The sequence below is a fragment of the Allobosea sp. NPDC055353 genome (assembly GCF_053644975.1).
In genome coordinates, this window is record NZ_JBSHMC010000001.1 from 2,178,396 (window position 1) to 2,191,690 (window position 13,295).

General features: G+C 65.8%; 14 protein-coding genes. 7 read left to right on the forward strand and 7 right to left on the reverse strand.

All coding sequences use genetic code 11. From position 1 onward, the window contains the following. Window positions 1-30 precede the first annotated feature (30 nt). On the reverse strand, window positions 31-3,000 hold the full coding sequence (uvrA, locus tag ACWIEX_RS10025) for an excinuclease ABC subunit UvrA (protein ID WP_454032898.1): 2,970 nt from the start codon (window positions 2,998-3,000) through the stop codon (window positions 31-33). Between the two features lie 210 nt (window positions 3,001-3,210). Between uvrA and ACWIEX_RS10030 the strand changes: the two genes are divergently transcribed. Both ACWIEX_RS10030 and ACWIEX_RS10035 read left to right on the forward strand, forming a co-directional pair. Beyond that, window positions 3,211-3,879, forward strand: coding sequence for a GntR family transcriptional regulator (locus tag ACWIEX_RS10030; RefSeq protein ID WP_454032899.1), 669 nt, complete (start codon window positions 3,211-3,213; stop codon window positions 3,877-3,879). Window positions 3,880-4,207: 328 nt separating this feature from the next. After that, on the forward strand, window positions 4,208-4,774 hold the full coding sequence (locus ACWIEX_RS10035) for a biotin transporter BioY (RefSeq protein WP_454032900.1): 567 nt from the start codon (window positions 4,208-4,210) through the stop codon (window positions 4,772-4,774). Between the two features lie 425 nt (window positions 4,775-5,199). Here the strand turns inward: ACWIEX_RS10035 and ACWIEX_RS10040 are convergent, their stop codons facing one another. After that, window positions 5,200-5,364: a hypothetical protein gene (locus ACWIEX_RS10040; protein ID WP_454032901.1), complete on the reverse strand. Its 165-nt coding sequence runs from the start codon at window positions 5,362-5,364 to the stop codon at window positions 5,200-5,202. Between the two features lie 248 nt (window positions 5,365-5,612). Here ACWIEX_RS10040 and ACWIEX_RS10045 point away from each other — a divergent pair, with 248 nt between their 5' ends. After that, the gene (locus tag ACWIEX_RS10045) at window positions 5,613-6,791 is read left to right on the forward strand and encodes a porin (protein WP_454032902.1); all 1,179 of its coding nucleotides are present in this window, start codon (window positions 5,613-5,615) and stop codon (window positions 6,789-6,791) included. A 137-nt stretch (window positions 6,792-6,928) separates the two neighbouring features. Further along, window positions 6,929-7,564 carry a LysE family translocator gene (locus ACWIEX_RS10050; RefSeq protein ID WP_454032903.1) on the forward strand — a complete coding sequence of 212 codons (636 nt, stop codon included), beginning with the start codon at window positions 6,929-6,931 and terminating at the stop codon, window positions 7,562-7,564. Between the two features lie 50 nt (window positions 7,565-7,614). Here the strand turns inward: ACWIEX_RS10050 and ACWIEX_RS10055 are convergent, their stop codons facing one another. The 5 genes from ACWIEX_RS10055 to rpiB all read right to left on the reverse strand — a co-directional run bounded on the left by ACWIEX_RS10055 (window position 7,615) and on the right by rpiB (window position 10,375). Further along, window positions 7,615-8,010, reverse strand: coding sequence for a GFA family protein (locus ACWIEX_RS10055; RefSeq protein ID WP_454032904.1), 396 nt, complete (start codon window positions 8,008-8,010; stop codon window positions 7,615-7,617). 113 nt (window positions 8,011-8,123) lie between these two features. Continuing rightward, window positions 8,124-8,444 carry a hypothetical protein gene (locus ACWIEX_RS10060; protein ID WP_454032905.1) on the reverse strand — a complete coding sequence of 107 codons (321 nt, stop codon included), beginning with the start codon at window positions 8,442-8,444 and terminating at the stop codon, window positions 8,124-8,126. A gap of 87 nt (window positions 8,445-8,531) precedes the next feature. Continuing rightward, on the reverse strand, window positions 8,532-9,242 hold the full coding sequence (locus ACWIEX_RS10065) for a L,D-transpeptidase (RefSeq protein ID WP_454032906.1): 711 nt from the start codon (window positions 9,240-9,242) through the stop codon (window positions 8,532-8,534). Between the two features lie 155 nt (window positions 9,243-9,397). Further along, window positions 9,398-9,844, reverse strand: a complete 447-nt coding sequence (locus tag ACWIEX_RS10070) for a PaaI family thioesterase (protein WP_091859263.1) — start codon at window positions 9,842-9,844, stop codon at window positions 9,398-9,400. An 81-nt stretch (window positions 9,845-9,925) separates the two neighbouring features. Beyond that, on the reverse strand, window positions 9,926-10,375 hold the full coding sequence (gene rpiB / locus ACWIEX_RS10075) for a ribose 5-phosphate isomerase B (protein WP_454032907.1): 450 nt from the start codon (window positions 10,373-10,375) through the stop codon (window positions 9,926-9,928). A 303-nt stretch (window positions 10,376-10,678) separates the two neighbouring features. Between rpiB and ACWIEX_RS10080 the strand changes: the two genes are divergently transcribed. From ACWIEX_RS10080 to ssb, 3 genes are all read left to right on the forward strand, one after another. Next, complete coding sequence (locus ACWIEX_RS10080; RefSeq protein ID WP_454032908.1) at window positions 10,679-11,674, forward strand: ABC transporter substrate-binding protein; 996 nt, start codon at window positions 10,679-10,681, stop codon at window positions 11,672-11,674. Then, window positions 11,671-12,528, forward strand: a complete 858-nt coding sequence (locus ACWIEX_RS10085) for an ABC transporter permease (protein ID WP_454032909.1) — start codon at window positions 11,671-11,673, stop codon at window positions 12,526-12,528. Before ACWIEX_RS10080 ends, ACWIEX_RS10085 begins: the two co-directional genes overlap by 4 nt. A 146-nt stretch (window positions 12,529-12,674) precedes the next feature. Then, window positions 12,675-13,226, forward strand: a complete 552-nt coding sequence (gene ssb / locus ACWIEX_RS10090) for a single-stranded DNA-binding protein (protein WP_454032910.1) — start codon at window positions 12,675-12,677, stop codon at window positions 13,224-13,226. Window positions 13,227-13,295: the final 69 nt, after the last annotated feature.

Consider the following 13,295-nt stretch of genomic DNA (forward strand, 5'->3'; position numbering starts at 1 on the left):
GACGCAATCATCGGGCCTCCCTTGTTGGCCTCACTCCGCCGCCTGCCGCTGCACCTTGCCCTTCTTGATCGGCCGGCGGTCGAGCACCTCCTTGAGGAAGCGCGCGGTGTGGCCCTTGCCGATGCGGACGATGTCCTCCGGCGTGCCCTCGGCCACCACCTGGCCGCCGCCGTCGCCGCCTTCGGGGCCCATGTCGATCACCCAGTCGGCGGTCTTCACCACCTCGAGATTGTGCTCGATCACCACCACCGAATTGCCCTGGTCGACCAGCTCGTGCAGCACCTCCATGAGCTTGGCGACGTCGTGGAAATGCAGGCCGGTGGTCGGCTCGTCGAGGATGTAGAGCGTGCGGCCGGTGGCGCGCTTCGACAGTTCCTTGGAGAGCTTGACGCGCTGCGCCTCGCCGCCCGAGAGCGTCGTCGCCTGCTGGCCGACCTTGACATAGTCGAGGCCGACGCGCGCCAGCGTCTCCATCTTGTCGCGGATCGAGGGCACCGCCTTGAACAGGCCCTTGGCCTCCTCGACCGACATGTCGAGCACGTCGGCGATCGACTTGTCGCGATACTTCACTTCGAGCGTTTCGCGGTCGTAGCGCTTGCCCTTGCAGACGTCGCAGGTGACGTAGACATCCGGCAGGAAGTGCATCTCGATCTTGAGCAGGCCGTCGCCCTGGCAGGCCTCGCAGCGGCCGCCCTTGACGTTGAACGAGAAGCGCCCGGCCTGATAGCCGCGCGCCTTCGCCTCCGGCAGGCCGGCGAACCATTCGCGGATCGGCGTGAAGGCGCCGGTATAGGTCGCCGGGTTCGAGCGCGGCGTGCGGCCGATCGGCGACTGGTCGATGTCGATGACCTTGTCGAGATGCTCGATGCCCTCGATGCGGTCATGCGGGGCCGGATGGTCGATCGAGCCGTTCAGCTTGCGCGCCACCGCCTTGTAGAGCGTGTCGATCACCAGCGTCGACTTGCCGCCGCCGGAGACGCCGGTGATGCAGGTGAACATCCCCAGCGGAATCTCGACATCGACATTGCGCAGGTTGTTGCCGCGCGCGCCGACGATCTTGAGGCTGCGGCCGCTCGTGGCCTTGCGGCGCTTGGCCGGCACCGCGACCGACATCTCGCCGGTGAGGTATTTGCCGGTGAGCGAATTGGGATCGTCGAGAATGTCCTGCGGCGTGCCCTTGGCGACGATCTCGCCGCCATGGATGCCGGCGCCGGGGCCAACATCGACGACATAGTCCGCCGTCAGGATCGCGTCCTCGTCATGCTCGACCACGATCACGGTGTTGCCGAGGTCCCTTAGCCGGCGCAGCGTCCCGAGCAGGCGCTCGTTGTCGCGCTGGTGCAGGCCGATCGAGGGCTCGTCCAGAACATAGAGCACGCCGGTCAGCCCTGAGCCGATCTGCGAGGCGAGCCGGATGCGCTGGCTCTCGCCGCCCGACAGCGTACCGGAGGCGCGGGCGAGCGTCAGGTATTCCAGCCCGACATCGAGCAGGAAGGTCAGCCGGTCGCGGATTTCCTTGAGTATGCGCGGGGCGATCTCGTTCTGCTTCTTCGACAGGCGCGCGGGCAGGGTGGTGACCCAGTCCAGCGCATCCTTGACCGAAAGCCTCGAGACCTCGCCGATATGGCGCATGTCGATCTTCACCGCCAGCGCCTCGGGCTTCAGGCGATAGCCGTTGCAGGCGGCGCAGGGCGTCTCGGACATGAAGCGGCCGATCTCCTCACGCGCCCAATCCGACTCCGTCTCCTTCCAGCGCCGCTCCATATTGGTGATCACGCCCTCGAAGGGCTTCTTCACCTCGTAGCTGCGCAGGCCGTCATTATAGGCCATGCGCACGGCTTCCGTGCCCGTGCCGAACAGGATCGCCTTCTGCGCGCTCTCCGGCAGCTCCGACCAGGGTTTTGTCATCGAGAAGCCGAAATGCTTCGCGAGCGATTCCAGCGTCTGGCCGTAATAGGGCGAGGTCGACTTGGCCCAGGGCGCGATGGCGCCCTTCTTCAGCGTCAGTGAATGGTCCGGCACGATCATGTCCGGATCGATCCGCATCTCGTGGCCGAGACCGTCGCAGGTGGGGCAGGCGCCGAACGGGTTGTTGAACGAGAACAGCCGGGGCTCGATCTCAGGGATAGTGAAGCCGGAAACCGGGCAGGCGAATTTCGAGGAGAAGGTGACGCGCTTCGCCTCGCCGTTCTCCTCCTTCTCGTCGGCATATTCGAAGACGGCGATGCCGTCGGTCAGCTCCAGCGCCTGCTCCAGCGAATCCGCGAGGCGCGCACCGAGATCGGGCCGGATCACGATGCGGTCCACGACCACGTCGATGTCGTGCTTGAACTTCTTGTCGAGGGCAGGGGCGTCCGGGATTTCGTAGAACTCGCCATTGACCTTGACGCGCTGGAAGCCGCGCTTCAGCCAATCGGCCATCTCCTTCCTGAACTCGCCCTTGCGGCCGCGCACCACCGGTGCGAGCAGATAGCCGCGCGTCTTCTCCGGCAGCTCGACCATGCGGTCGACCATCTGCTGCACGGTCTGGCTCTCGATCGGCAGGCCGGTCGCGGGCGAATAGGGAATGCCGGCGCGCGCCCAGAGCAGGCGCATATAGTCGTGGATCTCGGTGACGGTGCCGACCGTCGAGCGCGGGTTCTTCGAGGTCGTCTTCTGCTCGATCGAGATCGCCGGCGAGAGCCCGTCGATCTGGTCGACATCGGGCTTCTGCATCATCTCGAGGAACTGGCGGGCATAGGCCGAGAGGCTCTCGACATAGCGGCGCTGGCCCTCGGCATAGATCGTGTCGAAGGCGAGGGAGGATTTGCCGGAGCCCGAGAGGCCGGTGAAGACCACGAGCTTGTCGCGGGGAATCGCGAGATCGACATTCTTGAGATTGTGCTCGCGCGCGCCGCGCACGGTGATGACGCGGCTGTTCGGGTCGGCCGCACGGTTGCGGTCGAACATGTCTTCCAGCGCAGCGGCCTGGGCAGCGGCGGATTCGGTCTTGCGGGCCATCGGGGCGTCCGTTGCGGTGAAGCGCTAGATGTAGGGCAAATGCCGGGCCTTTCCAGCCTCGCGGCGATCTGCCCGGCATGAATAGCACGCAGCCGTCCCGGCTGCTGCCGTCTTCCTGACAGAAGGCGTCAGGATCGGCGAGGCTCTCATGTGGGGATCATTGCACCGATCGCAATCGACTCCACGGCACGCTCGAATTATCTATAAATCATGACGAAGCCTGCCGAAGACACCATCGCCGTCCGCATCGCCAGGGCCCTGGCCGAGCGGATCATCGCCGGAACGATCGAGCCCGGCTCCCGCCTCAGACAGGACCATATCGCCGAGGAATTCGAGACCAGCCATGTCCCGGTTCGCGAAGCCTTCCGCCGGCTGGAGGCGCAGGGGCTGGCGATCAGCGAGCCGCGTCGCGGCGTCCGCGTCGCCTCCTTCGACCTGTCGGAGGTCAAGGAGGTCGCGGCCATGCGGGCCGCGCTGGAGGTGCTGGCCTTGCGCCATGCCGCGCCGCATCTCACCGCCGCCATCCTCGACAAGGCCGAGCAGGCACGGCGCGATTGCGACGCCGCCACCGATGTGCGGGCCTGGGAGGAGGCGAATCGCCGCTTTCACCGCACGCTGGTCGCACCTTGCGGCATGAAGCGCCTGCTCGCGACGATCGACGACCTCCACGCGGCGAGCGCGCGTTTCCTGTTCTCGGCCTGGCGCTCGGAATGGGAGGCCCGCACCGACCATGACCACCGCGCCATCCTCAACGCCCTGCGCAATGGCGACCTCGAAACCGCGATCGCGACGCTGGCGCGGCATGCCCAGTGGATCGGCGAGCGCCCGGTCCGCACGGCTTCCGGCGCGACGCGCGGGGCTTTTGCGATCGTCGGGTAGGTGTGGGCGCTAGGCGCGCGAGACCCTTGTCATTCCGGGGCGCGCCACAGGCGCGAACCCGGAACCCACGACCGGGTGAGACATCAGATACTCGTTTGCACACCGCTCGCCCGGTCGTGGGTTCCGGGTTCTTCGCTGCGCGAAGCCCCGGAATGACAAGGGTCGCACTCGCAGAAATGATGCTGCCATCGTCGGCTGAGCTTTGTCCGTCCCCGGCGTGGGCGATTTCGCACAAAGGGCGCGCTTGCCTTTTCCGCCAAGATATGGACTTCCTCATAGATCAAAGATCAAAATTATAGATAATCTTGATCGCGACCAAGGAGTGACCATGACCGATCTCGCCCTCAGCCGCCCGTTCAGCCCGCTGCGGCTGGAAAGCCGCTCGCTCACCTGGCAGGCCGGCGCCGTGATCGTCGGCAGCCTGCTGCTGGCGCTGTCCTCGCAGATCAAGGTGCCGATGTACCCGGTGCCGATGACGATGCAGACCTTTGCAGTGACGCTGATCGGCGCGCTCTATGGCTGGCGCCTCGGCGCGGTCACCGTCATCGCCTGGCTGGCGCAGGGCGCCATGGGCCTGCCCGTCTTCGCCGGCGCCGTCGGCGGCGCGGCCTATTTCGCCGGCCCGACCGGCGGCTACCTGCTGGCCTTCCCCTTCGCCGCCGCCCTGACCGGCTGGCTGGCGCAGCGCGGCTGGAACGGCAGCCGCATCGGCCTCGCCTTCGCGGCGATGCTGGCCGGCAACGCGCTCTGCCTGGTGATCGGCGTCGCCTGGCTCGGCACCCTGATCGGCCTGTCCAAGGCGATCGCGCTCGGCGCTACGCCCTTCATCCTCGGCGCCATCCTGAAGTCGGCGCTGGCCGCCGCGACGCTCAAGGCCTTCGCGCCGCGCGGCTGAGACGGTCACGCGATCTCGCATCAGCGACCCGGTGGGCTTCGGCCTGCCGGGTTTTTGTTGAGCTCCGGGGCAGGGGCTGGACCGCGACCGGCCGCAGGCTCTGAGAGTCAGTTTGGAAACTCAGCCCTCATCCTGAGGAGCAAGCGAAGCTTGCGTCTCCAAGGATGCTCCAGTGGGTATCCGGAGCCTCCTGAAGCATCCTTCGAGACGCCATTCCCAAGGGAACGGCTCCTCGGGATGAGAGCTCAGGGACTTTCCAACCAGGCTCTGAGAGCATGCTGATTTCACGCGGAAACACCTCGTCATCCCGGGCTTGACCCGGGATCCATCGGAGAGCGCTGCGCCCTTCGATGGATCCCGGATCGGCGCCGCTTCGCAGCTTGTCCGGAATGACGACGCGTTTCCGCGAAGAATGAAGCGGGCGCCTAGCGTACGGCGTTTCCGAACGAATCCGTCTGGCGCGCCGGGGCGCCGATGCCCGGCTGCATATAGGCCGGCCCGTCGGCTCTGGCGCGGGGGACGCTGTCCTGCGTGGTGCAGCCGATCGGCCCAAGCAGCATGAAAGCCAGGGCGAGATAACGTTTCAGCATGGCGAGCTCCATTGCAGTAGTTCGGGACCGGGTGGAGATTTCATAGCGTTCTCCACGCCCGAATGCGATGATCGCGTGAGACGTCCATGATCCTCGCCAAACGCATGCTTCCCAACGAGAAACACGACAGGCCGGTTTGGCGCGGCATACTGCCGATCGCGGTCGGGATTCAGGCCGCGACGCTGCCCATAGCCGTCTGTTTCGCCCCGTTCGCAGTTTCTCCCGTGCAAGCCGCGAGCAAGCCGCCCTTGTTTCTGCGCAGTTGCACGATCACGCCTCCGGACCCATCACCGCTTTTCTCGTTTCCCGCCGGGGCGACATCCGCGGCGGAGAGCGATGACGACGACAACGAGGCCGAGAATGACGACGAGGACGAGGACGACGATAGCCCTCGCGGCTTCGTCTCGCCGGGCTCCGGCACCTGCATCGCCGTATCCGGCACGGTCAATGCCGGGATCCAGCGCGACGACTACAAGGCGAATGCGCTGGCGCGCGCGACCGGGCAGGTTCCGCAGAGCGCCACCAGCTTTCCCCTGAGCGCCAGCTTCCGGATCGAGACCGGACAGATGCTCGCGGATGGCCACCATCTGGCGACCGCCTTCGACTTCTCCATGGATACGACCAGCGAGGGCGGCAGCGAGCTCACGATGAACGAGGCCAGCGTCACCTTCGGGGCGTTCGCCTTCGGACTCGCGGACTCGCGTTTCGATTTCTGGGCTGGCGATGAATTCGCCTTCCTTGGGCGGATTCCGAGCCGGACGGTCGCCTTGATCGGCTATGAGCGGCAATTGACCGAACAGCTCAGTCTCTCGCTATCGGTCGAAGATGCTTCCGCCGACCGGCGCACGGTGCTGCCGACAAGGGGAAATCGCGTGCCGGACGGTGTCGTGCGCTTGCTCTACGAGCAGGGTGGACTGATGCTGCACGGGGCGATCGCGGCGCGGGATATCCCCGGCGGTGGCTCCAGCCGCGTCGGCCGGGCTGCGATCCTCGGCGCGACCTGGGAGAAAAAGCTGCTGGACCGGCCGCTGACATTGACCGCCCAGATCGCCGGCGCCGTGAATGCGGCGCCCTATATCGGCTCCAGGCTCGACCAGCGCACGGCCTTCTCGGTCCTGACCGGGAATCTGACGACGCGCGGCTGGTCCGGCGTGGTCGCGATCGGGCGGGAATGGACCGACGAATGGTCGAGCAACGCCTATGTCAGCCGCTATCGTCTGACGATTCCGAACGCGTCCGGGCTGGCGGGCCGTGTCCAGATCGACCGGGTGGCGGCCAATCTGGTCTGGGCGCCGATCGATGGAGTGCGCCTCGGTCTCGAAGGTTCTGTCGCCTGGCAGAAGCTCGACATCGCCGGAAACGCACGCGCGGCGAGCCTGTCGGGCCGGCAGAGCTCGGCGCAGCTTTTCCTGGAGCGAAGCTTCTGACGCGATGACCCGTCGCGCCTACACCGTTAGGGTCAGCAACGGGTCGTGAGCAGACCTCCCTGGCGCCACTTGTGAGCACGCGTACGAAAAGTCTATACATATTCAAGTGGCGGCGGCTTTCGTTGCAGGAGGCGAGCATGCGGACCGAAGCAATCATTGGCTTCGCAACCCTGATCGGAATTGCTACCTGCTCACCCGGCCCGAATGTGTTGGCGGTCATCTCGCACGCTTTGCGATATGGCGTTCGCGGCGCTGCTCTCGCTATCCTGGGAAATCTGCTGGCCCTGTTCCTTGTTGCGAGCGCGGCAGCTTTCGGCGTCGGCGGCTTGATAAAGATGTTTCCCGACGCGTTCACTGTCATGAAGCTCGCTGGCGCGATCTATCTGATCTGGATCGGCTGGAAGACATTTCGATCGTCTTTCGGAATGACATCGAACGCAGCGCCGGATGAGCAGGTAAATTCAGAGGATGTGTCGATCGTTTTGAAGACATTGTTGGTTTCGTTGAGTAACCCGAAGTCTATTCTCTTCCTCTCTGCCGTGTTTCCGACCTTCCTCGACCCATCGGCGTCCATCGCGTCGCAGTTCGCCATCATGTTCGCGATCATCATTGGCATCGTGGGCACAGTTCACGCTTGCTACGCATTTGTGGCTTTGAGAATGCGCTCCAGGCTCATCAGCAAGGACGGCAAGCGATGGACCGCGCGCATCGCCGGGCTGAGCTTTGCCGGTCTGGGTATGGGACTTCTCGCCGACGCTGCTCGGCCGAGATAGGCGACGGACGTCAGCAACGGGTCGAAAACGGACGCTCAGCTCACAGTGCCTCAATCGCGTGGTGGAACGGTGTCGTATTGCGGCAGGCCGTCTGCGATCTCGTAGTAGTCCCCTTTGTCGGCGACGTAGATATGCAGATTTGCAGCGGTCTCCGTCGCTCCGTCGAAAGCGCCCATGGCCACGGCGATCCAATCCCGATCCGGCCGATCCCAGAAGAGGGACGATCCGCATGTCGAGCAGAAGCCGCGCCGGACGTGCTCCGACGATTGAAACCACGCCAGTTTCTCCTCGCCGATGATCGTCAAGGCCGTCCTGGGCACATCGGTGGACGCGAAGTAATGGCCCGAGTGCTTGCGGCACATGCGGCAATGGCAGAAATTCGGATCGGGCAGGCTGTCAGCCACCGTCAAGGTGACCGCACCACACAGGCATGAGCCGCTGTGCATCTTCGATCCACTCCCGCAAGCGCGGACGGCAAACCTACCTGTATCCTTCGCGGCCCGCCACCCGGCCTACCCACGCAAAAGAAAAGAGCGACGGTCGCCCGTCGCTCTCGGAATCACCACCAGTCGGGAGGTGGCGGGGCATAACGCGGCGGCCCCCAGCCCGGCCCACGACCGTAACCGTAACCCGGAGGCGGGCCGTATCCGCGCGGCGGTCCATAACCGCGACCATAGCCATAGCCGCGGCCGTAGCGTTGCTGGCGCATGGTTTCTTCGATGATCATATGCCGCCGCTCGGCTGCAGCCGACCAGGAATACGCGACCGTCGCCTTGTCGAGACGCTGGGCGAGCTCCTTCGGCAACGCCTCGGAGGCCATGGCCGGCGCGGCCAACGCGCTGCCGAGTGCAATCGTCGTGAAGATCAACAGCTTGCGCATGGCAAACTCCTTTCGACCCTGATCAGATCACGCGGCGCCTCCACGGAGGATGAACCGATCCGTTGGCTGCCGTTCACCTGCTCGAGGTCACGCAGGCAGCACCGTCACGGGGGTGCCGGGCGCGACGCGCGCATAGAGATGGGCGATGTCCTGATTGATCATCCGGATGCAGCCCGACGAAACGTTCGTGCCCACCGTATAGGGCTCGAACGTGCCATGGATTCGATAGCCGAGGTCTCGCCCCTCGCCGAACAGATACAGGGTCCGCGCGCCCAGCGGGCTTTTCGAGCCGCCGCGCACGCCGAGCCCGCGCGGCGTCATCTCGAGCTGCGATCGGATCGAGGGGTCACGCTCGATCATTTCCGGAGGCGGGACCCAATCCGCCCAGTCGCGCTTCATGTTGATGCGGGCCGCACCGGACCAGCCGAAACCTTCGCGCCCGACGCCGACGCCGTAACGCGTCGCGACGCGCGGGGACTCGACGAAATAGAGGTGGTAGCCGGCAGGATCGACCACGATCGAGCCGGGCTTCTCGTCGCGCGGAAACGCGACCGTCTGGCGGAGATACCGGTTATCGATCCGCTGATAATCGATGGCGGCGATCGGAAATTTCTCGCCGGGATAGTCGGCATAGACCGCGGCATAGTTCGGCCGGGAGAGCGTGCGCGTCACCAGGCCTCTCGGGCTTTGGCCGGCATCGATCTCGGGCAGCGCGACGATGCTTCTCGATCCACATCCGGCCAGGCCTGCGGCCGCGAAGGAGAGGGCGGGAAACGTAAACGATCGGCGGGTCAGCATCGGGTATCTCTCGGACAAGGCTGAGGAGATACATCGGCTTGGATGGTTACCGTTGGGTGAACCTCCGGTCGGCGCGTCGGATTTTCGCGATCCGGCATCCCGGGGCTTGGGGGGAATTTTCTCCCGGAGCGTCGACCAAGGGTCGGAAGCCGACATCAGTCGGCAATGCCGTCCCGCCCCTCGACGGCCATCAGCGTTGCGGTAAGCAGGGCGATCAATCGCGATCGGCCATCCTTCTCCGCGAACACCTCGGTTTGGGCCAGAGTCAGAGTGCGTCCCGCTTTCACGACCTTCCCTCGGGCGATGATCCGGTCGCCAGCGGCTGGAGCCAAGAGGTTGATCTTGAACTCTGTAGTCAGCACCCCGCGGTCCATAGGCATCATAGAGAGGGCGGCATATCCTGCTGCGCTATCGGCAATGGCACTTACCGCGCCGGCATGAACGAAACCGTGCTGTTGAGAGATTGTCGGAGCAGGCGCCAGTTCGATGGCGACAGCGCCGGGCTCCACGGTTGCGATGGTTGCGCCGAGGGTCGTCATCAGGCCCTGTTTCGCAAAGCTGGCTCGGATACGCTGCTCAACCCGACTGCCGTCTTCGCTCATGGGAACCTCCGGGGTGCAGCCTGACAGCCGGATCAGAGTTCGGCAACGGGTCGGAACCGGGCCTGGATCACCGGACCCGGGCTACCCCTCCAGCGCCGCGATCATCTCCACCCGCGTCGCATGCCGGCCGCCTTCGAATTCGGCGTTCAGGAACGCATCGGCGATCGCGAGCGCCAGCCCTTCGCCGACCACGCGCGCGCCGATCGAGAGCATGTTGGCGTCGTTATGCTCACGGATCATACGGGCCGAGAACGTGTCGGCGCAGACCCCGCAGCGAATGCCCTTGACCTTGTTCGCCGCCATCATGATGCCCTGGCCGGTGCCGCACAGGATGATGCCGAGCCGGCAATCGCCGGCAGCGACCAGCCGCGCCGCCGCTTCGCCGTGTTTCGGGTAGGGCGTGCTCTCCGGCGTCGTCGGGCCGATATCGACCACGTCCCAGCCCTGCGCGGCGACATGCCTGGCAATGGCCTGCCGCAGCGGGATGGCAGCGTGATCACTGGAAAGGACGATGCGGTTGCTGCCTGTCACGAAGGAGTCGTCCCTTTTGCCGGGGCCGTATGCTGGCTGTCAGCCTAGCTCATGGCCTCTGCCGGGGGCGATTACAATCCGTCCGGGCCCGCGCCGCTTCGGCATCGGCCCCGATATATCGCCCTGCATGGCTGCTGACCGGCGATGACAGGATCGGCCTCGCCTCGTCGCCGCGATTGAGCGATGCTGCCGCGCAAGTGCCCGGAAGAACGGATCAATTCGTCCGGCCCTGCGTTACAGCGCGAACCGCCGGCGCGATCGGCCCCGGCGGCTTCTGCCATGATCGATTTTGGGGGAGCGACGATGATGAAGGCCCTTCTTGGAGCAGCAACCCTGGCGCTCGGCCTCGGCTTTGGCGTACCGGCCATGGCCTGCGAGCTCGACCGCCCCTTGAAGATGGCCGGGCTCGACTATGATTCCGCCGCCTTCCACACCGCTCTCGCCGGCGCCATCGCCGAGCGCGGCTTCGGCTGCAAGGTCGAGCGCGTTCCGGGCGTGATCGCGCCGCTGGTCAATGGGTTGGCGCGCGGCGATGTCGATATCGTCATGGAAATCTGGATGGCCAACCCGGTCGATGCCTGGGTCAAGGCGACTGATGCCGGCAAGGTCGAGCCGCTCGGCACCACCTTCCCGGATGCGAGCGAAGGCTGGTTCGTGCCGCGTTACGTCGTATCCGGACCGGACGCCAAGGCGCCGGACCTCAAGAAGCCCGAGGATCTGAAGCGCTACAAGGCCCTGTTCGCCGATCCCGAGGAGCCGGGGAAGGGGCGCTTCTACAATTGCGTTGCCGGCTGGGTCTGCGAGGGCATCAACACCAAGAAGCTCGCGGTCTACGGGCTCACCGAGGATTTCACCAATACGCGCGGCGGCTCGGGCGAGGCGCTGGTCGCCGCGATCGAGGCGGCGCTCAAGCGCAAGCGCCCGGTCGTGTTCTACTACTGGGGGCCGAGCTGGCTGCTCGGCGCCTATGACCTCGTCAAGCTGGAGGAAGCGCCCTTCGATGCAGCGGTCTGGGCCGAGCTCAAGGCCAGCGACGCTCCCAAGCGCGCCACCGCCTATCCGACCAGCAAGGTCGTGATCGGCGCGAATATCGATTTTGCGAAGCAGGCGCCGCAGCTCGCGGCCTTCTTCAGGAGCTACGGCACGACCAGCGACGTGACCTCGAAGATGCTGGCCGAGGCGCGCGAGAAGGGCGTCACGCCCGAGCAGCAGGCGCTGGTCTTCCTGAAGACGCAGGGCGAGATCTGGAAGAAGTGGCTGCCGGCCGATGTCGCCAGCAAGGTCGCGTCGAGCCTGTGACGACGGCCCTGGTGCCGGATCTCGGCAAGGCGCTGCAGGGCGCCGTCAATCGCGCGGTCGATGCCCTCGTCACCGGTTATGGCGACAGGCTCGACGGCTTCGGTGCGGTGCTGACCGCGCCGGTCCGCCTGGTCGAGACGCTGCTCCAGCACGTCCCGGTTCCCGCCTTCGTGCTGGCTGTCGCGGTCGGGGCCTGGCTCGCGACGCGGCGGATCGGCTTCGCGCTGGCGATGGCGCTCCTGCCGCTGGCGCTGGCCGGGCTCGGTATCTGGGGCGAGGCGATGCAGTCGCTCGCTCTGGTGACCGTCGCCGTCGTCTTCGTCGTGCTGCTGGGCCTGCCGCTCGGCGTGGCGGCTGCAAGGTTGCCGCGACTGGGAAGGGCGCTGGCGCCGCTTTACGACCTGATGCAGACCATCCCGAGCTTCGTCTACCTGATCCCGGTGGCGATGCTGCTCGGGCTCGGCCGCGCGCCGGCCCTCGTCGCGACGCTGGTCTATGCGCTGCCGCCTTTCGCGCGCCTGACCGAGCTTGGCCTGCGCGGCGTCGATGCCGGACTGGTCGAGGCCTCGCGGGCACTGGGCCTGAGGCCGCGACAGGCTTTCTGGCTGATCGAACTGCCGCTGGCCCGGCCGGTGATCCTGCAAGGGCTGAACCAGGCGATCATGATGGCGCTGGCCATGGTCGTGGTCGCCTCGATGATCGGCGCCAAGGGGCTGGGCGAGGTGGTGCTGCTCGGCCTGCAACGGGCCGATCCCGGGCTCGGCTTCGTCGGCGGGCTCGGCATCGTGCTGCTCGCGGTGCTGCTCGACCGGATGGCGCAGGCGATCCTCGGCGCGCGGCAGCCTCCGCGGTGAGACACCACCGAATCAGCAGGGGACAACCTCGAAACAGGCACTTGAACAAAACAGGAACATTCTTGATAATGCCTTTATCGACCGATAGGGTTTGGCTCCGGTCAAGCGGCCGGTTTGTGTGAAGTGCGCAGGAAATGGAGCCTGTCATGGCTGGTAGCGTCAACAAGGTCATTCTGGTCGGCAATCTCGGGCGCGATCCCGAAGTGCGCCGCCTCGGCAGCGGCGAGCCTGTCGTCAATCTGCGTATCGCCACCTCCGAGACCTGGCGCGACAAGCAGAGCGGCGAGCGCAAGGAGCGCACCGAGTGGCACTCGGTCGTGATCTTCAACGAGAACCTGGCGAAGGTCGCCGAGCAGTATCTGAAGAAGGGCTCGAAGATCTATATCGAGGGCCAGCTCCAGACCCGGAAATGGCAGGACCAGTCCGGCGTCGAGAAATACACCACCGAGATCGTGCTGCAGCGTTTCCGCGGCGAGCTCACCATCCTCGACAGCCGCCAGGGCGGCTCCGACGAATATGGCGAGGGCGGTGGCAGCAGCGGCGGCTACGGCGAGGAGCGCTCGGGCGGCGGCGGCTCGTTCGGTCGCTCCAGCGCGATGGGCAGCGGCGGCGGCTCGCGCCAGCCGGCGATGTCGGGCGGCGGTGGTGGCGGCGGGCGCTCGTCCTCCAGCCATCTCGACGACGACATCCCGTTCTAGGGCCTGGTTCCGGCTTCAGGCCGGAATGGTATCGATATTTTCAGAAGGGCCGGTTCTCGCAAGGGAGCC

Excerpts from the sequence above, each read along its gene's own strand:
- ACWIEX_RS10030 (WP_454032899.1), top strand. The coding sequence starts at position 3,211 with ATGACGAAGCCTGCCGAAGACACCATCGCCGTCCGCATCGCCAGGGCC.
- ssb (WP_454032910.1), top strand. The coding sequence starts at position 12,675 with ATGGCTGGTAGCGTCAACAAGGTCATTCTGGTCGGCAATCTCGGGCGC.
- ACWIEX_RS10070 (WP_091859263.1), bottom strand. The coding sequence starts at position 9,844 with ATGAGCGAAGACGGCAGTCGGGTTGAGCAGCGTATCCGAGCCAGCTTT.
- ACWIEX_RS10055 (WP_454032904.1), bottom strand. The coding sequence starts at position 8,010 with ATGCACAGCGGCTCATGCCTGTGTGGTGCGGTCACCTTGACGGTGGCT.
- ACWIEX_RS10060 (WP_454032905.1), bottom strand. The coding sequence starts at position 8,444 with ATGCGCAAGCTGTTGATCTTCACGACGATTGCACTCGGCAGCGCGTTG.
- ACWIEX_RS10035 (WP_454032900.1), top strand. The coding sequence starts at position 4,208 with ATGACCGATCTCGCCCTCAGCCGCCCGTTCAGCCCGCTGCGGCTGGAA.
- ACWIEX_RS10065 (WP_454032906.1), bottom strand. The coding sequence starts at position 9,242 with ATGCTGACCCGCCGATCGTTTACGTTTCCCGCCCTCTCCTTCGCGGCC.
- uvrA (WP_454032898.1), bottom strand. The coding sequence starts at position 3,000 with ATGGCCCGCAAGACCGAATCCGCCGCTGCCCAGGCCGCTGCGCTGGAA.
- ACWIEX_RS10080 (WP_454032908.1), top strand. The coding sequence starts at position 10,679 with ATGATGAAGGCCCTTCTTGGAGCAGCAACCCTGGCGCTCGGCCTCGGC.
- ACWIEX_RS10040 (WP_454032901.1), bottom strand. The coding sequence starts at position 5,364 with ATGCTGAAACGTTATCTCGCCCTGGCTTTCATGCTGCTTGGGCCGATC.
- ACWIEX_RS10050 (WP_454032903.1), top strand. The coding sequence starts at position 6,929 with ATGCGGACCGAAGCAATCATTGGCTTCGCAACCCTGATCGGAATTGCT.